We start from the raw sequence: 25,299 nt of genomic DNA, 5'->3' as shown, positions 1-25,299 counted from the left end.
GATGAAATCTTTAAAAGGATAGAATATATTCTATCCTTTTTATCATATTATACGATCTGTTTGGCTGGTAATAAGATAACAGCAATCGCAGCAATAATGGCGACAATAGCAAATGCAATGAAATTCCAACTTGTGGCAATTCCAAGGCTCGCAATATATGCACCAAACATTGGCCCTGTCATAGCACCAATTCGTGAGAAGCTAAGTGCCCAACCCGTTGCAGATGCGCGCGCATTGGATGGGTAATAATTGGCAATATAGCCTGTTAAGATCAATGCAGCTGAAATACTGCCGACCCCAGCAAAGGCGACGAGCATATAGTTCATATAAATATTTTGCTTGAATATCAAGCTTCCCACACCAATAGCACCAAGCAAAAAGAAGAAGGCCACAGAATTTCGAACACCATATCTGTCTGCAATTTTTCCTAAGAATAACCCCCCCAGCGCAGAGGCTAAGCTAAATACAATTAAAAATGTTAAGCTGGAACCTAAGTTATATCCTTCTTTACGCATAATAGAAGGTAGCCAAGTATTTAATCCATAGACTAATAACATACCGCAGAATAAGGCTATCCAAAAACAAGCTGTAGCTCGTAAGTGGCGCCAAGCAAAAACAACGGAAACAATTTCTTTAATACTTTGGGGGTTATCTTGCACATGCTCAGATGTCGATTGGTAATTAATATCAAGTTTTTTAGCTAATGCCTTGGCTTCACTGTGTAAGCCTTTATGGGTTAAATATTCGAGTGATTCAGGAAGAATGCGTGCCATTGGCCAAATAAGTAATAATGGTAATGCACCAAAAGCAATCACGCTTCGCCAGCCGAATTGTTCAAGCAACCATATCGCGACTAGAGCTGCGCTTAAAATCCCCAATGAATAACCAGAATACATAATGCCATAATTAAATGAGCGTTTTTCACTGGGGGAATATTCAATGGTTAAAGCGGCGGCAACAGGAATTACACCCCCTAAACCAATTCCACCAATAAAACGCATGATCCCAAAAACCCATGGTGTGGGTGCCAATGCAGCGCCTAACATGGTGACTGAAAATAACGTTACGCAGGCTAATAACATGCGCCGCCGACCATATAATTCGCTTAGTGTGCCAATAATAAAGGCACCAAAAAACATACCTATTAATGCATAACTACTTAGAGCTCCTAGCTCAAGAGGCGATAAACTCCATTGCTTGTATTCGGCAAGGGTAGGTAGTACCGCCCCCATTACGCCGACATCGTATCCTTCAAACAAAATACTCATCCAGCAAATCAGCAAAACCTTTGATGTTGTTTTTGTGGAAGTAAATGATTTCACAGCGATTGTTTGCATCGTCATAATTAACTCTCTTATTATGAGGGTTTAATAATTTTTAGTAGCAGGCTTATTTTTATGGTCACAACGTGCCCTCCCTACACTTACTGTTTCTGAGAGAAAGCACAATCATTAATGTTAATAAAAAGTTAAAATAATGCAGGATGTGGATATTTTGTGCAGAAAATTTCATGGGATACAGAGGGTTATTCTCATTAAAAATAAGTTTTGTTGAGTGTTTTATTTAACCCGCACTAAGAAACTATGGGTTACATTTGTTTATAACTCCTCTTCAAATGGTATTTTAGGTGCGCTAGTTTCTGCTGTTATGAATCAGATAGCAGATACGATGACAGATAAAAGCTATGCAATAGCGGGTATAACAAGTGCTCGGTTATTATCTGCAGGTAGCCCTAATGGGATTTTATACGGTCCAAAGTCAACAAAGTATGGCAAAGATGCTCAGTAACGATTAGTTAAGTAATGGATAAAGCCTTATTGTAAGATTATATCCATTTAATTTTAATTAAGATATTTTTATATTAAGCTAAATTATTCTTTATAATTATTCAACTAACATACTTATTATCAGTTCCTTGTGAAATAATTTAATTAATTAAATTATTTTTAACACCTAAATTGCATAAAATAAACATTGTGACTGAGCTCAAAGGGTTTATGTTATTTATCCTAAATTATGTGACATAAGTATAATAATATGACAATAGGGGTTAATTTAAGAATGTAACTGTTATATATATAATGCAGATGGTTGTACTAATTCCTTATTGATAGGAGTCATAGTATGTTCTTGTTAAATGAGTCACTAATATCAAGGTATTTCTTCTATATGAAGAAATGGTTCAATATTGATATCTCCCTAGCCTTCTTTTTTCCTAATAATTAACCTTTCAAATTTTCCTATTTTAAAAACTTCGTTAGCTTATTTTTTATAAGTTCGAATTCTTATATTTATTATTTAATGAAAAATTAAAGGTATTATCATGGCTAAAAGAATCGTAGAACCATTTCGTATTAAAATGGTAGAAAATATCCGTATCCCATCAAGAGAAGAGCGTGAAGCTGCATTAAAAGAAGCGGGATACAATCCATTTTTATTACCAAGCAGTGCAGTGTATATCGATCTCTTAACTGACTCTGGTACCAATGCCATGAGTGATCACCAGTGGGCAGCGATGATTACGGGTGATGAAGCATATGCAGGGTCTCGTAACTATTATGATTTAAAAGATAAAGTTAAAGAGATGTTTGATTACGATTATGTCATTCCCGCTCACCAAGGCCGTGGTGCTGAAAATATGTTGTTCCCTGTATTGCTGAAAGTCAAACAGGAACAAGGCGGAGCGAAAAAGCCCGTATTTATTTCTAACTTCCACTTTGATACGACAGCAGCCCACGTTGAGTTAAACCATTGTAAAGCAATCAATATCGTTACAGAAAAAGCCTATGACTCAGATACCTATGATGATTGGAAAGGTAACTTTGATATTCAAAAATTGAAAGATAATATTGCGCAGTATGGTGCAGAAAACGTTGTTGCGATTGTTTCTACTATCACCTGTAATAGTGCAGGTGGCCAGCCAGTATCTATGGCTAACTTGAAAGAAGTGTATGAAATCGCAAAACAACATAATATTTTTGTTGTTATGGACTCCGCACGTTTCTGTGAAAATGCGTATTTTATTAAAGAGCGTGATCCGAAATATAAAAATGCAACGATTAAAGAAATCATCCTTGATATGTACAAATATGCTGATGCATTAACGATGTCAGCGAAAAAAGATCCGTTATTAAATATTGGTGGATTAGTTTGTATTAAAAATGATGAAAATATCTTTACACTAGCAAGACAGCGCTGTGTTCCGATGGAAGGTTTTGTAACTTACGGCGGTTTAGCTGGCCGTGATATGGCAGCGATGGTGCAAGGCCTTGAGGAAGGCGCTGGTGAAGAATACCTACATTATCGTATTGGCCAAGTAAAATATTTAGGTGACCGTTTACGTGAAGGTGGAATTTCAATTCAATACCCTACAGGTGGACATGCTGTATTTGTGGACTGTAAAAAACTGGTCCCACATATTCCAGGTGATCAATTCCCAGCGCAAGCTGTTATTAACGCGCTATATTTAGAGTCAGGTGTTCGTGCTGTTGAGATTGGCTCGTTTTTATTAGGACGTGACCCCGAAACTGGGAAACAAAAACATGCAGACATGGAATTCATGCGGTTAACTATCGCAAGACGTGTTTATACTAATGACCACATGGATTACATTGCAGATGCTCTGATTGGCTTAAAAGATAAATTTGCCACCTTAAAAGGGTTGGATTTTGAATATGAGCCACCAGTATTAAGACACTTCACAGCAAGATTAAAACCTATTAAATAAAAAATAGGTATATCTTATGGTTCCCGTGCAATGCGGGAACCTCATCCTTATTCTTAAGGTAAACACCATGAATAATTCGGCAGCCAAGAAAGAACCCTCCATAATGGTAGGGGGTTTTGTGCTAGGCGGTGCCATGATAGGGGCGGGAATGTTTAGCTTGCCAACTATTATGGCTGGAGCTTGGTTTATTAACTCTGTAGTTATCTTGTTAGTTGTTTGCTTTTTTATGTTTCATTCAGGGATTTATATTTTAGAATGTATTTCTAAATATGGTGCAGGGACGAATTACTTTTTTATATCAAAAGAACTTTTACCAAGATGGGCCTGTTATATTGCTAACATGGCATTAATATTTGTCCTTTATATATTAATTTATGCCTATATATCTGCAGCGGGATCTGTTATTAAAGAAGCTGCGGCTATTTATGGTTATGATATTAATTTAAGAGTTATTTTTATTGCCTTCACATTAATACTAGGTGCGAGTATTTGGTGGAGTGGTGTTGGTGCGAGTCGTTTAACATCATTATTTTTATTTATAAAAATTATTTTGTTTATCCTCGCATTCTCTGGATTATTTTTGATTGTCAAAACGGACTTATTATTAACATCACCTGTTGAAGGTGGGCAAACCGCATTATTACCTTTTGTATTTATTATTATTCCCTATGCAATTACTTCATTTGGTTACCATGGTAATGTGTGCAGTTTGTACAAGCTATATCATGAAAATGAAAGAAAAGTGGTTAAGAGTTGTGTGATTGGTTGTGTACTTGCACTCGTCCTTTATTTCCTTTGGATTATGGGAACAATGGGCAATTTACCAAGAGCTGAGTTCTTAACAATAATCAATAAAGGCGGTAACTTAGACGCATTTATTGAATCACTCTATGCCGTACTTAACAGCAAACACATTGCGACATTTTTACTCTGGTTTTCTATTAGTGCTGTATTCTGCTCATTCTTAGGTGTTGCTATTGGGTTATTTGATTACATACTTGCATCTTTGAGCTTTAAAGATAACCCATCAGGGCGAATGAAATCAGCATTACTTTGTTTTTTACCTCCTTTAATTCTTTGCATGTTATTCCCAAATGGATTTTTAGTCGCAATTGCATACGCTGGTATGGCAGCATGTATTTGGGCGATAATCTGCCCTGCTATTATGGCATTGAAAGTCAGAGAACGTTTCCCGGATTCAAAATTTAAAGTATGGGGCGGTAAAGGGTTAATCTATGCCGTTATTGCTTTTGGTATTTTGGGTATTATCTGCCAATTACTCGCTCAGTTTAATTTTTTACCGATATACCGTTAATTTTTCAATCTTGTTTTAAGCTAACTGTAAAGGTACAGCGGGGTTTGCTGTACCTTTTTTCTGCTTAATGGCGGAGGGAATGCTAAAGCACATGCCATTTTGAAGAGGGATGTTAATACTTTTCCTTGGGGATAACGAAGGTATTTAGGAAGGGCGGGTATTTGTATTTAGCGATCCTTATCAAACTTATAAAATTAATTTATAGCGTATACAAAATTAATTCTCTTAAAACTAAATAATAACCCTTTTGAATTATAAGCGTTTTTACTTATTTTATTGTTTTTTGTCTATTAACTAAGCCGTTTAAGTGGCTAATTTTTTTCTCTTTATCGCCGATAAAGTTAAATATCGTCATTTTATCCCACCAAAAGAGAAATTGTATGCAGAAACTTCGAAACTACTCAATTCGTGCTGTTATGCTCATTTTATTAGGGCTTCTATGCTTGATCTTGGGGGGAACCAGTCTCTATAGCGGTTGGTCTTTGTCTCGGATTGCTGATGGTAATGATATCGATAGGCAATTGGTGAAACAGATGACAGTACTCAGTCAAGGAAATGACCAATATTTTCGTTTTGTCACACGGTTAACGCGTGTGATGGAAAGTAAAAATGAGGGAAAAGCTATCGATTATGCACCTGTTAAAGATGCGATGGAGAATATGGCAAGCTATCTTGAGCAGATGAAAGCGATTTCGCCAGGGCCGATGGATACTGAGATTTCTGAGCAAGTGATTAATAGCTGGCAGGCACTACTTGATGAGGGTGTTAAGCTACAGTTAGTTCTAGGCATGGGAGATAATTCACAGGAATATTTAACCCACGCGCATAATGTGACCCCAGCATTGAGCAGAACATTTGGCGCATCAATCCAAAAGTTTAATCAATCAGCAGAAGAGATGATCAGTGCAACACGTGATCAAGTTGATAATCAAATGGATATTACGCGTGTCGTAATGATTGTTGCGACGGTACTCGGGGTATTAACTCTAATTTTCACTGATCGCTACCTTGCTGCTATGATGCAAAAGCCATTGGATTTGCTAAGACAATATTTTTCGCAAATAGCGAAAGGGGATTTAAGTCATTCAATTAAGCCTTTCGGAAACAATTGTGTTGGTAAACTATTTCCGTTGCTTGAAGAGATGCAAACAAGCTTGCGCGGGTCAGTTAGTATTATACGGCAGGGCAGTGAAAATATTTATCTCGGGGCGAGTGAAATTTCCAATGGTAACAGTGATCTTTCATCGAGAACGGAAGAACAAGCGGCAGCGTTAGAAGAAACGGCGGCGAGTATGGAACAAATTACTGCGGCTGTGCAGCTGAATATGGAAAACACTCTTCAAGCGAACCAATTAGCAAGTGAAGCGTTTGTCGTAGCAAACAAAGGAAATACGATCGTTGATTCAGTTGTTGTGACAATGAATGAGATATCCCAAAGCTCACAAAAAATCGCAGATATCATCAATATGATTAACGATATTAGTTTTCAAACCAATATATTAGCGCTAAATGCCTCCATTGAAGCGGCAAGGGCGGGTGTACACGGCCGTGGTTTTATGGTCGTCGCGGCTGAAGTCCGTAAGCTAGCGAGTCACAGCGCGGATGCGGCAATGGAAATCGAACGTTTGATTGCGGATTCAGGGGCCTGTGTTGAAAAAGGGACAGGACTAGTTAATGAAATGGGTAAAACCATGGAAAACATTCTGCAAGGTATCAATGAAGTGACTGCGATTATGAAGCAGATAACGGTGGCTTCTGAAGAGCAAAGTAAAGGTATTGCTCAAGTTGGTGTGGCGATTACACAGATGGACAGCGTTACACAGCAAAATGCTTCTTTAGTTGAGCAAGTGGCAACGGCGGCCAGTTCATTAGCTGAGCAAACTCAGGAGTTACAGCAGGGGGTTAGAAAGTTTCAACTAACGAGTGTGTAACCCGTTAGTTGATTAAGCTGAAATCGGGGGATAGGATAACTAACTGTATTTGTTAGATTATCTTATTCCTTTGCGTAGGTATTCTGGTCAATTTGACTCAGGAACGCTTCAAGGTCAGTTTCTAATTGTAAACCACTAAGGGGGCTATAAGAATATAAGCCATCACTGACTTGTTAATCAGACTTAACGCATCACCTTGTGCTTATTTTTGGGAATCGCTTGTCATGGGGCGATATTGTTGATTACCGCGATAAGTGCCAAGAGATTGTGAGCAGAATTTTGGGGGGGGAGGGGGAACAAAAAAGCATTCCCTGAAAAACAGGAAATGCCTTTAAAAACACTGCATTAACCGACTAGGATTAGTTCATGCCGTATTTTTTCAGTTTCTTACGCAGAGTTCCGCGGTTGATACCCATCATCAGGGCTGCACGGGTCTGGTTTCCACGGGTATATTGCATAACCATGTCCAACAAAGGCTGTTCTACCTCAGCCAATACCAGCTCATATAAATCGTTAACATCTTGATTATTTAATTGAGCAAAATAGTTCTTCAGTGCTTGCTTAACTGAGTCACGTAACGGTTTTTGAGTTACTTGATCTTGTGAATTTACAGTAGCAACGGTTAGTACGTCAGAATTTACGCGTTGTTCGAACATAGTTCTGTCAGCTCTTATCTTTATTTACGCAAAAATTTTCAAAAAATGCTTCCAACACCTCCAGCTGTTCGCTGGCATCCTCAATGGCGTTGAATGAGCGCCGAAACTGGTCATCAGGTGCATGTTCTTTTAAGTACCAAGAAACATGTTTGCGCGCGATACGGGCTCCTTTGCCTTGACCATAAAAGTCGTGCAATTCCTGTACGTGCGCGAGCATAATGCGTTGTACCTCTGCCATAGGCATTGGTGGCAAGAGCTCACCTGTGTCCAGATAATGCTGGATTTCCCGAAAGATCCAGGGTCTTCCCTGAGCGGCTCTGCCTACCATCAAGGCATCCGCCCCTGTGTAGTCTAGAACTGCTCTGGCTTTATGCGGGTCAGTAATGTCGCCATTGGCAATAACCGGAATGGTAACAGTCTGCTTAACTGCCCGAATGTTGTCATATTCAGCCTCCCCATTAAACAGACAGGCTCTAGTTCTGCCGTGAATAGTGAGTGCTTGAATGCCGCAATCTTCGGCCAATTTGGCAATCTCTATGCAGTTTCGCTCTTCAGGTGACCAGCCTGTGCGGATCTTAAGCGTAACGGGAACATCCACTGCTTTAACAACGCCTTCGAGAATCGATTTAACGATGTCTGGATAACGTAACAGTGCTGAACCTGCAAACTTACGATTCACTTTTTTAGCTGGACAGCCCATGTTGATATCGATGATTTGAGCGCCACTCTCAACATTAATTTGAGCCGCGGCAGCCATTTCATCGGGATCATTGCCAGCTATTTGAACAGAACGAACCCCAAGTTCATCACGATGAACCATTCTGAGTCTAGATTTGTCTGTCTTCCAAACTTGAGGGTTAGAAGAAAGCATCTCCGATACTGTCATCCCTGCACCCATGTCATAACAGAGCGACCTAAACGGTTTATCTGTAATGCCTGCCATGGGGGCAGCAATAAGACAGTTTCTCAACTGATATTGTCCGATTCGCATATCTAAATGGGGGCCATACTGTGACTGCAAGGGCGCGTATATTACGCATTTTTTACGAGATATGAAAGGACAAACTTTGAGCAAACGGTTATTTATCACTAATTTTTTTATCTTGCATTTTTGCAATTTTAAAATTAGTTATATTTAACAAATAGTTAAGATAACTACGTAACCATTTATTAAAATAACTGTTATGCTGTTCAAATCTCGTGCAGAACAGATTATCGCCAGCAACTGAGCAATATTTGAGCTATAAGATAATCTATTCTGCGCTTATTTTCAAAGAAATTATTCTCTGATTTTTATAATTTTTCTATTAAAAATGCTTGACACCTGTGATGCGGCACCATTCTTCTTTCTCGGCAATAGGGTCGATTTCAAAGGTTGCGCGGTAAGCATCTGCGACACTTTCTGCCTGTGTTGCGAGAACACCCGAAAGTCCTAGTAACCCACCTGCACGCGGTAGCACGCTTATCATTGGTGCTAATTCACGTAATGGGCCAGCAAGGATGTTAGCGACGACGACATCAGCTTGGAGCTCTTGGGGTTGGTCTTTCGGTAAGTAGAGAGATAAACGCTCTGAAACGCCATTACGTTCAGCGTTATCACGGCTTGCCGTAATCGCTTGAGGATCAATATCGATCCCGATGGCATGAGCGGCACCGAGCTTGAGTGCAGCGATCGCTAAAATCCCAGATCCGCAACCAAAGTCAATCACCGTTTTACCTTCTAAATCAAGGCCATCAAGCCACTGTAAACACAGGGATGTGGTTGGGTGAGTTCCTGTTCCAAATGCTAAGCCAGGATCAAGCATCACGTTTACCGCAGTTGGATCAGGGACATCTCGCCAGCTCGGGCAGATCCACAAGCGCTCACCAAAGCGCATTGGGTGAAAGTTATCCATCCACTCTCTTTCCCAGTCTTTGTCTTCTAACTGTTCGATTTTGTGGGCAAAACCAGTGCCCAATAGAGGGCTATTTTCTAATTGAGCAACAACGAATTTCATCTCCGTTTCTGCATCAAATAAGCCAATTACATCAGTATCACCCCACAGACGGGTTTCCCCAGGTAGCGGTTCGAAAACAGGGGTATCGTGGCTGTCTTGAAATGTTACAGAGACTGCGCCTGTTTCAATAAGTTCATCACCCAGTGCTTCCGCATGTTGGGCTGTGGAGTTAATTTTGATTTGGATCCAAGGCATAGTATTCCTTAAATGCTCACTATGTTTTGGGCTATCGCGTAATTGGTGCAGATAGCCCACACTATTTAGAGCATGAATGTCATATGACGAGACAATGTCAAAAACAGGTCTCTAAATTAATTTGTCGTCAATTGTACTGGATTTTTGCCAAAAAGATTACCGACAAGAAGCGCAATTAGGCTAAAAATCAGTGATGGTACGATGGCGTGGAAATCCATGATTTCGATTTTGAAGCTTGCTAAGATTGCATAGCTTACTCCTCCGACAACCATGCCACTAACCGCGCCCGTTCCGTTGGCTTTCTCCCAATACAGTCCGAGTACCAGTGGCCATAAGAAAACGGCTTCTAACCCACCGAAGGCTAACAGGTTTAGCCAAATGATCATTTGTGGTGGATTCCACGCAGCAATGAGGAGTAATGCGCCCAAGATCAGAGTAGAAAAGCTGGAGATCCGTGCGAGCTTCTTCTCATTTCTTATTTGTTCTGGTGCTGCGTTCAGGTAAATATCTTTGACGATAGTTGCTGAAGATTGCAGTAATTGGGCATTAATGGTGGACATAATTGCCGCCATAGGCGCTGCTAAGAAAATCCCTGCGGCAAAAGGCGGTAGTACTTGTACCATCAAGGTTGGAATGACTTGGTCAGGGATAGTGAGGTCAGGTATGATTGCTCTACCTAATGCGCCCGCAAAGTGCATTCCAAACATCAATACCGCCATCACGATAGTGCCCAAAATAATACCACGGTGAACGGCTTTACTGTCTTTGTATGAAATACAGCGAACCGCAGTGTGTGGTAAGCCGATAACACCAAAGCAAACCAAAATCCAGAATGATGCTAAGAACGGCCCACTTAGAATATCATCGCCTCCTGCTGGGGAGACTAATTTCGGATCAATAGACTGTATTTTTTCAATTGCAGCAGGGAGGCCCCCTGCATTATAAATGATGGCAACAAGTAAAATCACCGTGCCAAGCAGCATGACGAGCCCTTGTAAGGCATCGTTTAATACACTCGCCCGAAACCCGCCAATCGCGGTATATAGCGCGATGGAGACACCGAATATAATTAACCCATATGTGTAGGGAATACCTGCGGCGGTTTCGAGTAGTCTTGCCCCGCCAATAAACTGTACAGTCATTGCCCCAAAGAAGGCAATCAACAGGCTAACACTGGCGAACCAGACTAAAAATCGACTTTGGTAGCGAGCGTATAGCATATCGTTTAGAGTCACTGCATTATAGCGACGTGCCAAGATAGCGAATTTTTTCCCTAATACTCCGAGAGATAACCAAATAGCAGGGAGTTGGATCATAGCAAGGAGCACCCAGCCCAGACCATATTTATACGCTGCACCAGGCCCACCAATAAATGAGCTTGCGCTAATATAGGTTGCTGTAATGGTCATGGCTAGGACAAAGCCGCCCATGGAACGGTTACCTAAAAAGTACTCATTGAGGAATTCCCCTTTCGTCCGTTTTCTATAGGCGTAGACGGATAACAGGAAAACTAGTGCTAGATAACCAATTAAAGGTAGAAGAACTTCAATCTGCATCCTTCTCCTCCAGAGGAATATCTTTAAAAATGATTTTGACCATCATAATGCAGAGCAAAATAAAAATGACGGGGACAATAATGCATGACCACTCAAACCATAACGGTAGACCAGTGATACCACGCGTATTGTCGGGTAGATAGGCACTAATTATCCAGCCTATCATGTATGCGATGGTCAAATAGAGAGACCAACGCGCTTCCTTATTGGATTGAAGAAAACGTTTATCCATCCGTTATTCCTCCTCACTCACAGAAAAATAATCAGGGATTGTACGATAATCCGCAGGTAGAGTGTAAGAAAAGGCAGAATAAAAGTGCGAGAAAAGGTATTTAATGCAAAAAAATGCCGCGAAGCAGGGCTTTGCGGCATTAATTGACGATGAGTCAAACAGACAATTTCAAAATTACTCAGAAATGCCCAGTTTTTTCTCTAAATAGTGGATGTTAGTTCCACCTTTTTGGAAGTTTTCATCGTTCATGATCATTTGGTGCAGTTCGATGTTGGTTTTGATGCCATCAACGATTAACTCATTCAATGCATTTTTCATACGAGAAATAGCAATTTCACGGGTTTCACCATAGGTGATCAGTTTACCAATCATTGAGTCATAGTACGGAGGCACTGTATAGCCTGCGTAGATATGAGATTCCCAGCGTACACCGAAACCACCTGGAGAGTGGAAGCGTGTGATTTTACCTGGGCTAGGAATAAAGGTTTTCGGATCTTCTGCGTTGATACGACACTCAACCGCATGACCGTGAACCACAATATCTTCCTGTTTCACTGATAATGGTAAACCCGAAGCAATACGTAATTGCTCTTTGATTAAGTCAACGCCCGTGATCATTTCAGTCACTGGGTGCTCAACCTGAATACGGGTATTCATTTCGATAAAGTAGAATTCACCGTTTTCGAACAGGAATTCAAAGGTACCTGCACCACGGTAACCGATTTCAATACAGGCATTTGCACAGCGTTCACCGATGCTACGGCGAATTTCAGGGGTGATCCCTGGTGCAGGTGCTTCTTCAACCACTTTTTGGTGGCGACGTTGCATTGAACAGTCACGTTCTGCTAAATAAACCGCATTGCCTTGGCCATCCGCCATAACTTGAATTTCAATATGACGTGGGTTTTCAAGGTATTTCTCCATGTAAACCATATCATTATTGAAAGCGGCTTTCGCTTCAGCACGCGTCAGATTGATGGAAGATTCCAAATCTTTTTCGTTGCGAACCACACGCATACCACGACCACCACCACCACCAGATGCTTTGATGATCACAGGGAAACCGATGCGTTTTGCGATGGTTTTATTTTTTTCGGTGTCATTACCTAGTGGGCCATCAGAACCTGGCACGCATGGAACTCCTGCTTTTTTCATCGCGTTAATCGCAGAAACCTTGTCACCCATTAGGCGGATGGTTTCAGCTTTGGGACCGATAAAAATAAAGCCCGAGTTTTCAACTTGTTCTGCGAAATCAGCGTTTTCAGCCAAGAAACCATATCCTGGGTGAATCGCTTGTGCGCCTGAAATTTCTGCTGCGGAGATAATCGCAGGGATATTTAAGTAGCTTTTTGCAGAGGCTGCTGGGCCAATACAGATAGTTTCATCAGCCAGCAACACGTGTTTTAGATCGCTATCAGCCGTGGAGTGAACCGCTACAGCTTTGATGCCTAATTCTTTACAGGCACGCAAAATACGTAGTGCGATTTCCCCGCGGTTTGCGATGACAATTTTTTCCAGCATGGAGACGCCTCGTTATTCGATGACAACTAATGGCTCGTCAAATTCTACTGCATCACCGTTTTGCAACAGAATGGCTTTAACAACGCCTGCTTTGTCTGCTTCAATTTGGTTCATCATTTTCATCGCTTCAACGATGCAAAGTGGGTCACCAACACTCACAGTTTGGCCAATTTCAACGAATGCTTTCGCTTCTGGGCTTGGCGCACGGTAGAACGTTCCTACCATTGGTGAGCGAACTTGATGCCCTGCAACGGTTGCAGGAGCAGCTGGTGTTGCCATTGCTTCAGATGGTGCAACAGCATTTGCCAGCGCAGGTTGTTGTGCAACAGGTGCTGAGTAAAATTGTTGAGGTGCAGCCATAACTTGAGAAGCAGGAGCGACACGGCTGATACGTACTGACTCTTCACCTTCAGAAATTTCCAGTTCAGAAATGCCAGACTCTTCGACCAGCTCGATCAACTTTTTAATTTTACGAATATCCATGGATATGATTCCGTACTCTTATATTTGGATTGAATTAATTAGGCGCACGCGGTTAACCGCTGCCTGTAAAGCAAAACGGTAGCCATCAGCACCTAGACCACAAATTACACCGACAGCTTGGTCGGAGAAATAAGAATGTTGGCGAAATGGTTCTCTCGCATGCACATTAGACAGGTGGATCTCGATAAACGGGAGACACACCGCCAATAACGCATCACGTAGAGCTACGCTAGTATGTGTGAATGCAGCCGGATTGATGAGAATAAAATCAACATCATGGCGTGCTGCATGAATTCTATCGATCAGTTCATGCTCTGCATTTGATTGAAAATGACTCAATTTTACACCTAACTGGCCTGCTTCAACGCCCAATTTTGCGACGATATCAGCAAGTGTCTGGTTGCCATATTTATCTGGCTCCCGTGTACCTAGCAGGTTTAGGTTTGGCCCGTTCAAGAGTAAAATGTGAATATCTTCTGCCATTATGCTGCTAACTCCGACGATATATCAATAGTCCGACAACATAACGCGATGTTGAGCGTTTGTCATCTTTTATCATAAAAATAAATGGAATTTCTACCGACAAAGGACGCTATTATAATTATTTCGTGGCATATAGCAGCAAAATACTGGTCTTATCAGAGAAATTACCCGAATTTATTTTGTGAAATGTGCGGTAATCCGTATTTTTGCCAGAGAGCCGCACGTATTCGGTTATTTTTCGCAAAGATTGACTAGAGTACGTCCAGTCACTTCATTTTTTAAGAGTTTTTTTGCATATTCTGCAGCTTCTTCCAATTTGATTTCAGAGCATACTTGCTCATAGAAAGCAGCTGGCAGCAATCGTGCAAGGCGTTCCCAGACTTTCGCGCGTTTTGCCGCAGGAAAATAGACTGAATCGACTCCTTGTAGACGCACATTACGTAAAATGAAAGGCATCACACTGGTCGGTAAGTTAAAACCACCAGCCAAGCCACAAGCTGCAATGGCACCATTATAATGGGTTTGTGCCAGCAAGTTAGCCAGCAATTCACCACCAACGGTATCGATAGCCCCAGCCCAAAGCTGTTTATCGAGTGGTTTTGCGGGATGTGTAAAATCACTGCGCGGTAAAACGCGTTTTGCGCCTAGCGTCTGCAAATAAGCGTTATTTTCTTCACGTCCAGAAATGGCGACCACGTCATAGCCTAATAAAGATAACAGTTGAACCGCGGTGCTGCCGACACCACCACTTGCCCCACTGACAACGATTTCGCCTTTATCTGGCGTAATGCCTGCATCTTCTAGAGCCTGGACACACAGCATAGCGGTAAAACCCGCAGTGCCAATAATCATCGCCTGTTTTAAAGAGAGTTGCTCAGGAAGGGGGGTTAGATAATTTGCAGGAACACGGGCTTGTGAGGATAAGCCCCCCCAATGGGTTTCACCGACCCCCCAACCTGTCAATAAAACATGCTGCCCAACTTGAAAACGAGGGTCTTCACTGTGGTGAATGACGCCAGAAAAATCGATACCAGGCACCATCGGGTATTGTCTTACTACACCCGCTTTCCCATTAATGGCGAGCGCATCTTTATAATTTAGTGTGGACCAGTGAATATCGACTATAATGTCCCCGGCAGGTAGCATTTCTGTTGTCAGAGATTGGATATTAGCGGTGATTTTTTCATCGGATTTGTTTAGGACGAGAGCTTTCATCGTTCACTCCTAGTGAAATGATTAAATATGTCATTTAAAATGCCGAAAATTTAAAGGTATTTCATTGACGTAATAACGGTTCTTAAGCTATTAGTAATGTAATTATTTTGTAAAAATTTATTTTTTTCTGGCATAAATAGGCTTTTATCATGCAAAATAACGCATCACGACGAATTCATTTTGCGTACTAATACAAATTTGCCTCATTTTTGGTAGATAATAGAGCGAACACTCGTGAAATTCATCTGATTTGTAGTGAAAATAACCAGTGCGTAGCAATAATAAAAAGATATAAATATTATTTGAACTTGTAGTCACAATTACTTGTCACACTGGGAATACAAACAATGGAGTATATAACAGCCAAAGAGTAGGGGTTATTTTTACGTAATTCTATCTAGTGATGGGAAAAGTGAAATTAATATCTATTTTTGAGGTTTTTATCTGCTTCGTTTCGATAAGAAGCATGTACAGTACGGTACGTGAAAAATAGATGAATTGACCATATTTATAGAAGCAGCTCATTAACGTCTTGAGGCCGCTTCAAGTGGTTGGTAGAGTAGACGGGTTTATATTCGTCCCCAGCTTGCAGGATAACTCTTTCGTTATGTTTAAAAAATTTCGTGGCATGTTTTCTAATGACTTGTCTATTGACTTGGGTACGGCCAATACCCTCATTTATGTCAAAGGACAGGGCGTAAAATTAAATGAACCCTCTGTAGTCGCTATCCGTCAAGACCGTGCAGGTTCGCCGAAAAGTGTGGCCGCAGTCGGTGGTGAAGCCAAACAGATGCTGGGACGTACACCAGGTAATATTTCTGCAATCAGACCAATGAAAGACGGTGTTATTGCTGACTTTTTCTTGACTGAAAAAATGTTACAACACTTCATTAAACAAGTTCATAGCAACAGCTTTTTGCGTCCAAGCCCTCGCGTGTTGGTCTGTGTACCTGTCGGTGCAACTCAAGTTGAACGTAAAGCCATTCGCGAATCCGCCTTAAGTGCTGGTGCGCGTGAAGTCTTCTTAATTGAAGAGCCTATGGCTGCGGCTATCGGTGCGGGTCTTCCTGTATCTGAAGCAACAGGTTCAATGGTGGTTGATATCGGTGGTGGTACTACGGAAGTCGCTGTTATCTCATTAAATGGTGTGGTGTATTCATCCTCTGTTCGTATCGGTGGTGACCGTTTTGATGAATCCATTATTAACTATGTTCGTCGTAATTATGGTTCACTGATTGGTGAAGCAACGGCTGAGCGTATTAAACACGGTATTGGCTCTGCATTCCCAACTGATGAAGTGTTTGAAATTGAAGTCCGTGGTCGTAACCTTGCTGAAGGGGTTCCACGTGGTTTCAAAATGAATTCCAATGAAATCTTAGAAGCATTACAAGAGCCGTTAACGGGGATTGTTAGCGCGGTTATGCTTGCACTGGAACAGTGTCCACCTGAATTAGCGTCTGATATTTCAGAGCGCGGAATGGTCTTAACGGGTGGTGGTGCACTTCTTCGTAATTTAGATCGCTTATTAATGGAAGAGACTGGTATTCCAGTTATCGTTGCAGAAGATCCTCTAACCTGTGTCGCCCGTGGTGGTGGTAAAGCGTTAGAAATGATTGATATGCACGGTGGTGACCTGTTTAGCGAAGACTAAATGGCCAACTATAAGCAGTTAGGTTGGTGCCTAGCTGCTTTGACTATTTTTGATCCTCTGACATTAGCGAAACTTAGCCACACATGAAGCCCATTTTTAGGCGAGGTCCATCCCTACAGTTACGCATTTTTTTTGCGGTAATTATTGCACTTGTGCTGGTGGTGATTGACCATCGATTCGAGCCCTTCAATAAAGTCCGTAACTACTTAGACACGGCGGTCAGCCCATTCTATTTTTTAGCTAATGGCCCACGTCAGTTCCTAGACAATATCTCAGAAAGTTTCTCTTCACGGGAACAGCTGCAATTTGAAAACAAAGCATTGCGCCAAGAGCTGCTACTGAAAAAAGCCGATAACCTATTACTGGAACAACTTAAGCAGGAAAATGCGCGCTTAAGGGAGCTTCTCGGTTCGCCATTACGCCAAGATGAACACATGATGGTGACGCAAGTTATTTCAGGTGCGAACACGCCTTATCGTGATCAAGTGGTGATTGATAAAGGCAGTAATGAAGGCGTTTATGAAGGTCAGCCCGTTATTAGTGATAAAGGCGTTGTCGGCCAAGTGGTGGGAGTGAGTAACTTTAATAGCCGCGTATTATTAATCTGCGATACCACTCATGCTCTTCCAGTACAGGTTCTGCGCAATGATGTGCGTGTCATTGCCGCGGGTTCAGGGTGTGCGGATGATTTACAGCTTGAGCCATTACCTGAAAACACCGATATCCGTGTTGGGGATGTGCTCGTTACCTCTGGCCTAGGTGGGCGTTTCCCTGAAGGTTACCCCGTTGGGGTTGTCTCTGCGGTGAAACATGATACACAACGTGCATATACTATCATTAGCGCCAGACCAAGCGCTGAGCTACAACGTTTACGTTATCTTCTGCTTTTATGGGGTAATGATAGTGACCCGAAAACGCCGTTACAGCCATCAGAAGTGTACCGTGCAGCAAATGAACGCTTAATGAAAGTGCTCCCGCAAGTTTTACCGAATCCAAGTGAAATTCAAGGGCCACCATTGCCACCATCAATGGCACCGCAACCATAGGTAAAGGAAATATTATTATGGTTATGGGTAGGAGGAATGAATTAAATGGATGAATACCGTGGTAATGGACGTGCTATTATCTGGCTGTCCTTTATTATTGCTCTGATTTTGCAAGTCATGCCGTGGCCAGAACAGCTTAATTTTTATCGGCCATCATGGTTGCTGTTGATTTTAGCGTATTGGGTGATGGCGTTGCCACACCGCGTGAGCGTTGGCACCAGCTTTATTTTAGGTATTATTGTTGACTCCATTCAAGGCTCTGCTCTGGGCGTTCACGCGCTTTCCTTCAGTATTATTTGTTATCTCGTCGCCTATAAACATCAATTATTACGTAATATGGCGCTATGGCAGCAAGCGCTCGTCATTATGTTGTTGACCATTATCCAAGATCTGGCGGTATTTTGGGCTGAGTTTTTATCATCTCAGGTATTATTCCATCCGCAAGTATTCTGGAATAGTCTCGTCAATGGTATCCTGTGGCCATGGCTGTTTTTGCTTTTACGAAAAATTCGTCGACAGTTTTCAGTGTGTTAAGGGCTTTAGCTGTCGTATCTGACGGAAAATATTTTTTATGAATTTAATCTATTTGGCATCAGGTTCACCCCGCCGACGCGAATTGGTGCAATATCTTGACTATTCTTTTGAAATTTTACGTCCAGAGGTAGAGGAACAGTGGCAACCGGGTGAGACGCCAGAAGGTTATGTACAGCGACTAGCGTGTGATAAATCCTTAGCAGGTGTTGCCATTGCACCGGAAGATAAGCCTGTTTTAGGGGCGGATACGATTGTGGTTCTGGATGGGAAAATCCTTGAAAAACCAAGGGATGACCAGCACGCTCAAGAGATGCTCAGCGCGTTATCGGGTAAAACTCACCAAGTGATGACAGCGATAGCAATTTCCGATCGCCAACAGACATTACACGAGTTGATTGTGACAGATGTGACATTCAGCGGGTTATCTTTACTTGAAATACAGGATTATATACAGTCAGGTGAGCCTATGGATAAAGCGGGGGCCTATGCAATCCAAGGCCTTGGTGGTCGTTTTATTCGTAAAATTAATGGCAGTTACCACGGTGTAGTGGGTTTACCTTTGGTCGAAACAAATGAATTAATTCAACGATTTTTAGCGTTAGGTGATGGTAAGGGGAAGTCATGACAGCGGAACTACTAGTGAACATTACACCATCTGAAACGCGCGTAGCTTATATTGATGGTGGGATTTTACAAGAAATACATGTTGAGCGAGAAGCAAAAAGAGGACTTGTAGGGAATATTTACAAAGGCCGCGTGAGCCGCGTTTTACCCGGAATGCAGGCGGCCTTTGTTGATATTGGTCTGGAGAAAGCCGCCTTTTTGCATGCATCCGATATCATGCCGCACACCGAATGCATTGCGGGTGATGAGCAAAAAAACTTTCACGTCAGGGATATTGCCGAACTGGTTAAACAGGGCCAAGACCTGATTGTACAAGTGGTAAAAGATCCGTTAGGAACCAAAGGGGCGAGGCTGACGACAGACATTACTCTGCCTTCACGCTATTTAGTTTTCATGCCAGGAGCTTCTCATGTGGGGGTTTCTCAACGCATTGAAAGTGAAGAAGAAAGAGAACGCTTAAAGCAATGTGTTGCCCAATATTGTGATGAAAATGGTGGCTTTATTATTCGTACTGCAGCGGAAGGTGTGGGGGAAGATGAAGTCAAACAAGATGCCGCTTTCTTAAAACGTCTTTGGGCAAAAGTTATTGAGCGGAAAAAACGCAATGTTACCCGAACAAAGATTTACGGTGAATTAGCGCTCGCTTTTCGTATTATCCGTGATTTTGCAGGCGCTCATCTCGATAGAATTCGCGTTGACTCCCGTTTGACCTATACTCAATTACAAGAATTTATCGAAGAGTATGTGCCAGAAATGACGGCAAAGCTGGAGTTATACCAAGGTAACCAGCCGATTTTCGATTTATTTGATGTTGAAAATGAAATTCAACGGGCGATGGACAGAAAAGTTGAGTTGAAATCAGGTGGTTACCTGATCATCGATCAAACTGAAGCCATGACCACCATCGACATCAATACGGGGGCATTTGTTGGCCATCGTAATCTAGAAGAAACCATTTTTAATACCAATATTGAAGCGACTCAAGCGATTGCACGTCAGTTACGCTTACGCAATTTAGGCGGGATTATCATCATCGATTTTATTGATATGACTGATGCTGAGCACCGCCGTCGTGTATTAGCATCGCTGGAACAAGCGTTAAGCAAAGATAAAGTTAAAACGACGATCAACGGTTTCTCGCAACTTGGCTTAGTGGAAATGACCCGTAAGCGGACAAGAGAAAGCCTTGAACATGTATTGTGTGATGATTGCCCAACTTGCCAAGGCCGTGGTACGGTGAAATCAGTGGAAACGGTATGTTATGAAATCTTACGTGAAATTGTGAGAGTTCACCGCACGATCGATGCTGATCGCTTCTTAGTCTATGCATCACAAGCTGTGGTGGATGTGCTCAAAGGGGATGAATCACACGCACTAGCTGAAGTAGAAATCTTCGTTGGGAAGCAAGTGAAAGTTCAGACTGAGCCGTTATACAGCCAAGAACGCTTTGATGTTGTGATGATGTAGCCTGTTTGCTTAAAGGAGAAATAAGTGAAACGACTGCCACGTGTAGTACTGGTGACCACTGCGGTTATTTTATTGCTGTGCGCGCTGGTGCTGACAGGGCTGCGTTTCCTTTTACCGAATATTGATAATTATCGCCCCGATCTTATTGCTTATATCGAAAAAAAGGCCGATGTTTCGGTAAAAATAGGTAAGATTGAAGGGGCATGGCGTTATTTTGGCCCTATTCTTACGTTATCTGATACCACGTTGCAAAATGAAACAACGGATGTAAGTGCCAAGCAAATCCACCTCGAACTGGATATTTGGAACTCGCTTTTTTCCCTGCGTTGGCGCTTTCGCGACCTGACATTCTACCAACTCAATGTCGATTACAAAATTCCCTTTTCTTTTGAAGGCTCCCCCGAAGGTGGGTCATTAGATGGCGTTGAAGAGCTATTTTTACGTCAATTTGACCATTTTACCCTAAAAGACAGTCAATTGACCTTCTTAACGCCTTCAGAGCAAAAGACCACGTTAATTTTGCCAGAACTTTCTTGGCTGAATGAAAATGAACGTCACCGCGCTCAAGGCTTTGTCAGCCTTGAAACCATTAATAAACAGCATGGGTATCTGCAAGTTAAACTGGATGTATCAGATAAAAATGGTGCATTGAGTGATGGCATTTTTTATCTTCAAGCCGACAATATTGATATGCAGCCTTGGTTAAGTCGCTGGTTACGAGATAACACATCATTACGTGATGCGAACTTTAGCCTATCTTCTTGGATCAGTTTAAAAGATAACCGTATTGAAAGTGGCTTGATTCAACTGCGTCAAGGGGAAGCTAACTGGGGGACGGGAGAGTTAGCTCAGAATTTGCAAGTGAATGATTTACTGCTACGAATGAAAAGGCAGGGAGATGGTTGGTTATTTAATATTCCTGAGCTTGATACATTAAAAACCAATGAATTCATTTGGCCGCAAGGTAGTGTGTCGGTGCTGTATTTACCTGCATCGAAAAAATATCAAGATAACGACCATTGGCGTGTTCGAGCAAAGAATATTGAGCTTGAGCGTCTAAGTGAAGTCCTACCAACGTTTTCATTTCTCACACCAGACATGGTGCAAGATTGGCAACACCGACAACCAACAGGGATCGTGAGCGAATTTGCGCTGGATGCGACGCAAAATAGGCCTGAATCTTTGCAAGTTAGCTTAGATTGGCAGGATGTTAGCTGGAAAAAATGGAAGGCGCTTCCTTCTGTGGATCATTTCTCTGGTGTATTGATAGGGGGAATGCAAAGTGGTGGGCTCTCTTTCAACCTGCAAGACAGCGAAGTCGATTACCGTGATGAATTTAAAGCGCCTTTTACGATTTCCACTGCAAAAGGGCAGCTGTATTGGGTAGATAACGACAGTGAATTTAAGCTTTGGAGCCCTGCCTTAGATGTACAAGCCACATCGCTGTGGGCAAACGGCGAATTTCGTTATGCCAAAGCTAAAAAAGGCAATTATGCCGATTTAGCCATTCTATCGGGCATTCGACTGGATGATGCAGGAGATGCATGGCGCTATTTCCCTCAAAAATTAATGGGGCAAGATGTTGCTGACTACCTGACAAAAGCAATTATTGCAGGTAAGGTCGACAACGCCACATTGGTGTATAAAGGTGATCCTGCCAATTTCCCATATGACCATAATGACGGTCAATTCCAAGTGTATGTGCCGCTGAGAGATGCCACTTTCGAGTATGACAGCGAATGGCCAGCGTTACTCAACTTGGACATGGATTTAGATTTTCGCCGTGCAGGTTTGTATATGCATGCGCCAACGGTCAAACTGGCAGATGCAACCGCAACCAACCTTGATGCGATTATCCGTGATTACACCGACGAAATGCTGTATATCGATGCGGATATTAGTGGCACAGGAAAGCAAATTCAGCAATATTTTGTGCACACACCGATGAAACATTCCATAGGTGATACCTTGGAAGAGTTACAAATTGGTGGCATCGTGAATGGACAGCTCAGTTTGTCTATCCCATTAACTGCGGGGAAAGATGTTGTCGCAAAAGGGAAGGTTAACCTTAATAAAAATGATTTATTCATTCAGTCGATTGATAGCACTATTTCGTCGCTAACAGGCAGTTTTAGCTTTAATAATGGCGACTTGATTGGTGATAAGCTACAGGGACAGTGGTTTGGGCAACCTATTTCTGTTGATTTTACAACGTTGATGGGCTCGAAAGATTATCAGGTTGATGTGAACATCGCGGGGAATTGGGCGCTGAATAAATTGGCGATGATCCCTGAAGAAATTAAACAGAAAGTGTCTGGTATCAGTGATTGGAAAGGTCATGTCACGATAAATTTACCTGACTCAGCAAAAGAAAAAGTGAATTTGCAAATTGATGTCACTGCTGGCTTGAAGCAGCTACAAAGCCAATTACCTGCGCTAAATAGCCAGTTACTGGCAGAATTAGGGCAAATTAATGTTCAAGCAAAAGGCGATACTGAGCAATTGACCATTGGTGGTGATATCGGCAAACGTCTTGGCTTTAATACAGTGTGGAACTTGAGTGATAAGCCGTTAAGGCTAGTCAAAGCTCACATTGCCCCATGGCAAAACCAAGCACCTGAATTACCGAAAAATACGGCGATTGTTGTCTCTCTTCCCCCTGTTAAGGCCATGGACTGGGACAAACTCGCTGGGTTGTTAGTTTCATCAAACAGCCGTCAAGGTGGCGTTAATATTCGCCTTCCTGAAGTACTGGAGGTCAAACTGGCTTCTATTTACCTTGGTGGACAGTATTGGAAAGATTTAAACTTTTCGTATGATTTACAACGGGATGACCAAGTTGTTAGCGTAGATAGTGAAAATCTAAAAGGTTCGCTGCAAATTTATGCCAAACAGCCTTGGAAAGTCGAGATTGATTACCTGTATTACAACCCAAATTCAATCGCGGAAAGTACAACGGGTTCCGAGCGCTTTGATTTTAGCCACTGGCCCCAACTGAATGTGGCTTGTAAAGAGTGCTGGCTAGCGGGGCAAAAACTGGGTGAGTTTAGCGCGAATATCATTCCGCAAGGCAATGCGTTGCAACTCACTGGTGGTGTGCTAAACAATAGTGCAATGCAGCTAAAATTGGATGCTATTTGGCACAGCGGTGATGGCAATAAAACCGAAGTGGCGGGCTCCTTAACGGGAGAAGCTTTCGATGAAACGGCGGCTTATTTCGGTATGTTAGTGCCAATTATTGAGTCCCCTTATACGATTGAATTTAATTTAGACTGGGGTAATTTGCCGTGGTCACCAGACATTGCCTCATTAAACGGTAAGCTCTCGGCAAAACTGGGTAAAGGGGCGATAGCGAAGATGGGCGGTGGGCGTGCAGGGCAGATCCTGCGCTTAGTCAGCTTCGACGCCTTATTACGGAAGTTACAGTTCGATTTTCGCGATACGTTTAACAACGATTTCGATTTTGACTCGATTAAAGGGGATGCAACCCTTCACAATGGCGTAATGACATCAAAAAACACAGTTGTGGATGGCTTGGTCGCGGATATTGCTTTAAATGGTGAGGTTGACCTTGTTAAACGTCAAATTAACTTAGAAGCGGTCATTACTCCTGAAATTTCTGCTACAGTAGGGGTAGCAACCGCATTTGTGGTCAACCCATTTGCAGGCGCTGCGGTATTCGCGGCGACGAAAGTGCTCGGTCCATTATGGAGCAAAGTTTCTGTTATCCGTTATCGTGTAACAGGTAGCTTGGACGAGCCAAAAATTGATGAAGTATTACGTCAACTAAAGGAGACTCAAGAGTAATGAAAAATGGTAACGTTGCACTTTTGCAGTTATGTAGCGGAAATAATACTAAGCACAATTTGGCGCAAATCGAGCAACAAATCAAACAGTTGCCAGAGGCTGTTCAGTTAGTTTTGACACCTGAAAATGCATTGCTCTTTGCGGATGCCGCGACTTACCGTAAACAAGCTGAGGTCCAAGGAAAAGGCCCGCTGCAAGACGCTATCAGCAGCATGGCGAAACGGTATAATGTGTGGATCCTCGTTGGGTCTATGCCGATGGTCAGCCGTGAAGATCCCGAACGTATTACAAGCAGCAGCTTATTATTTGATTCCGAAGGCAATATCAAAGCTCGCTACGATAAAATTCATATGTTTGATGTGAATATTGAAGATGAGCAAGGGAACTATAATGAGTCTGTGATTTATCAACGCGGAGAACATATCACGGTGGTGGATACCCCTGTGGGTCGGTTAGGGATGACGATTTGTTATGACTTACGTTTCCCAGGCTTGTTCCAAGCGCTGCGCGAACAAGGTGCGGAGATTATTTCTGTTCCAGCCGCATTTACCCGTTATACCGGTCAAGCACACTGGGAGCCATTATTGCGCGCTCGTGCGATTGAAAACCAATGTTATATTTTAGCACCTGCTCAAGTGGGTGTACATGGAACCCGCCGCACGTGGGGTCATAGCCTTGCCGTTGATGGTTGGGGTAAAGTGATGAAAAAGAACGTGGATGCAGTGGCATCGACGGTATTGAATATTAAAACAGACAGTTTGAGTGTCATGCGTGAGCAAATTCGAGTCGTTAAACATAACCGCTTCAGACCGCAATTGACCTCTCTGATTAAAAAAGACGCAACCAAAGAGTAACGAAT

At 42.3% G+C, this 25,299-nt stretch carries 20 protein-coding genes and 1 pseudogene; 11 read left to right on the top strand and 10 right to left on the bottom strand.

The window, feature by feature from the left end:
- Positions 1 to 47: 47 nt before the first annotated feature.
- Positions 48 to 1,343 carry an MFS transporter gene (locus PSF27_RS14505; RefSeq protein WP_206083518.1) on the bottom strand — a complete coding sequence of 432 codons (1,296 nt, stop codon included), beginning with the start codon at positions 1,341 to 1,343 and terminating at the stop codon, positions 48 to 50.
- A 259-nt stretch (positions 1,344 to 1,602) separates the two neighbouring features.
- Here PSF27_RS14505 and PSF27_RS14500 point away from each other — a divergent pair.
- The 4 genes and pseudogenes from PSF27_RS14500 to PSF27_RS14485 form a co-directional block, all read left to right on the top strand.
- Positions 1,603 to 1,788: pseudogene (locus tag PSF27_RS14500) on the top strand (GNA1162 family protein); the annotation flags it as partial.
- 535 nt (positions 1,789 to 2,323) lie between these two features.
- A complete protein-coding gene (locus PSF27_RS14495; RefSeq protein ID WP_206083519.1) occupies positions 2,324 to 3,727 on the top strand; it encodes a tryptophanase in 1,404 nt (467 codons plus the stop codon).
- Between the two features lie 67 nt (positions 3,728 to 3,794).
- A complete protein-coding gene (locus tag PSF27_RS14490; protein ID WP_272681738.1) occupies positions 3,795 to 5,042 on the top strand; it encodes an aromatic amino acid transporter in 1,248 nt (415 codons plus the stop codon).
- 380 nt (positions 5,043 to 5,422) lie between these two features.
- Complete coding sequence (locus PSF27_RS14485; RefSeq protein ID WP_272681737.1) at positions 5,423 to 6,973, top strand: methyl-accepting chemotaxis protein; 1,551 nt, start codon at positions 5,423 to 5,425, stop codon at positions 6,971 to 6,973.
- A 359-nt stretch (positions 6,974 to 7,332) separates the two neighbouring features.
- On the opposite strand, the gene fis is transcribed toward PSF27_RS14485, so the two are convergent.
- From fis to acuI, 9 genes are all read right to left on the bottom strand, one after another.
- On the bottom strand, positions 7,333 to 7,629 hold the full coding sequence (gene fis, locus PSF27_RS14480; protein WP_004258438.1) for a DNA-binding transcriptional regulator Fis: 297 nt from the start codon (positions 7,627 to 7,629) through the stop codon (positions 7,333 to 7,335).
- Positions 7,630 to 7,636: 7 nt separating this feature from the next.
- Entirely contained in the window at positions 7,637 to 8,620 is a 984-nt protein-coding gene (gene dusB, locus PSF27_RS14475; protein ID WP_206083522.1) for a tRNA dihydrouridine synthase DusB, read from the bottom strand.
- Between the two features lie 316 nt (positions 8,621 to 8,936).
- Positions 8,937 to 9,821, bottom strand: coding sequence for a 50S ribosomal protein L11 methyltransferase (prmA, locus tag PSF27_RS14470; RefSeq protein WP_206083523.1), 885 nt, complete (start codon positions 9,819 to 9,821; stop codon positions 8,937 to 8,939).
- A gap of 116 nt (positions 9,822 to 9,937) precedes the next feature.
- Positions 9,938 to 11,377: a sodium/pantothenate symporter gene (panF, locus tag PSF27_RS14465; protein ID WP_272681736.1), complete on the bottom strand. Its 1,440-nt coding sequence runs from the start codon at positions 11,375 to 11,377 to the stop codon at positions 9,938 to 9,940.
- A complete protein-coding gene (locus PSF27_RS14460; RefSeq protein WP_206083525.1) occupies positions 11,367 to 11,609 on the bottom strand; it encodes a YhdT family protein in 243 nt (80 codons plus the stop codon). The genes panF and PSF27_RS14460 overlap by 11 nt, the downstream gene beginning before the upstream one ends.
- A gap of 174 nt (positions 11,610 to 11,783) precedes the next feature.
- Positions 11,784 to 13,130: an acetyl-CoA carboxylase biotin carboxylase subunit gene (gene accC / locus PSF27_RS14455; RefSeq protein WP_206083526.1), complete on the bottom strand. Its 1,347-nt coding sequence runs from the start codon at positions 13,128 to 13,130 to the stop codon at positions 11,784 to 11,786.
- 12 nt (positions 13,131 to 13,142) lie between these two features.
- A complete protein-coding gene (gene accB, locus PSF27_RS14450) occupies positions 13,143 to 13,613 on the bottom strand; it encodes an acetyl-CoA carboxylase biotin carboxyl carrier protein (RefSeq protein ID WP_206083527.1) in 471 nt (156 codons plus the stop codon).
- A gap of 18 nt (positions 13,614 to 13,631) precedes the next feature.
- The gene (gene aroQ / locus PSF27_RS14445) at positions 13,632 to 14,096 is read right to left on the bottom strand and encodes a type II 3-dehydroquinate dehydratase (protein ID WP_206083528.1); all 465 of its coding nucleotides are present in this window, start codon (positions 14,094 to 14,096) and stop codon (positions 13,632 to 13,634) included.
- 231 nt (positions 14,097 to 14,327) lie between these two features.
- Positions 14,328 to 15,311, bottom strand: coding sequence for an acrylyl-CoA reductase (NADPH) (gene acuI / locus PSF27_RS14440; protein ID WP_272681735.1), 984 nt, complete (start codon positions 15,309 to 15,311; stop codon positions 14,328 to 14,330).
- A 607-nt stretch (positions 15,312 to 15,918) separates the two neighbouring features.
- On the opposite strand from acuI, the gene PSF27_RS14435 reads away from it, so the two are divergent.
- From PSF27_RS14435 to nit1, 7 genes are all read left to right on the top strand, one after another.
- A complete protein-coding gene (locus PSF27_RS14435; RefSeq protein ID WP_047756254.1) occupies positions 15,919 to 16,962 on the top strand; it encodes a rod shape-determining protein in 1,044 nt (347 codons plus the stop codon).
- Positions 16,963 to 17,045: 83 nt separating this feature from the next.
- Positions 17,046 to 18,008 carry a rod shape-determining protein MreC gene (gene mreC, locus PSF27_RS14430; RefSeq protein WP_206083530.1) on the top strand — a complete coding sequence of 321 codons (963 nt, stop codon included), beginning with the start codon at positions 17,046 to 17,048 and terminating at the stop codon, positions 18,006 to 18,008.
- Between the two features lie 45 nt (positions 18,009 to 18,053).
- Complete coding sequence (mreD, locus tag PSF27_RS14425; RefSeq protein WP_206083531.1) at positions 18,054 to 18,542, top strand: rod shape-determining protein MreD; 489 nt, start codon at positions 18,054 to 18,056, stop codon at positions 18,540 to 18,542.
- A gap of 37 nt (positions 18,543 to 18,579) precedes the next feature.
- Positions 18,580 to 19,167: a Maf family protein gene (locus tag PSF27_RS14420; protein ID WP_206083532.1), complete on the top strand. Its 588-nt coding sequence runs from the start codon at positions 18,580 to 18,582 to the stop codon at positions 19,165 to 19,167.
- Complete coding sequence (gene rng, locus PSF27_RS14415; RefSeq protein WP_206083533.1) at positions 19,164 to 20,633, top strand: ribonuclease G; 1,470 nt, start codon at positions 19,164 to 19,166, stop codon at positions 20,631 to 20,633. Before PSF27_RS14420 ends, rng begins: the two co-directional genes overlap by 4 nt.
- A gap of 24 nt (positions 20,634 to 20,657) precedes the next feature.
- Positions 20,658 to 24,440, top strand: coding sequence for an AsmA2 domain-containing protein YhdP (gene yhdP, locus PSF27_RS14410; protein WP_272681734.1), 3,783 nt, complete (start codon positions 20,658 to 20,660; stop codon positions 24,438 to 24,440).
- Positions 24,440 to 25,294: a deaminated glutathione amidase gene (gene nit1 / locus PSF27_RS14405; RefSeq protein ID WP_272681733.1), complete on the top strand. Its 855-nt coding sequence runs from the start codon at positions 24,440 to 24,442 to the stop codon at positions 25,292 to 25,294. The genes yhdP and nit1 overlap by 1 nt, the downstream gene beginning before the upstream one ends.
- Positions 25,295 to 25,299: the final 5 nt, after the last annotated feature.

Source organism: Providencia sp. PROV129 (genome assembly GCF_028482245.1).
GTDB lineage: Bacteria > Pseudomonadota > Gammaproteobacteria > Enterobacterales > Enterobacteriaceae > Providencia > Providencia vermicola.
This window is presented reverse-complemented; position numbering and strand designations above follow the sequence as displayed.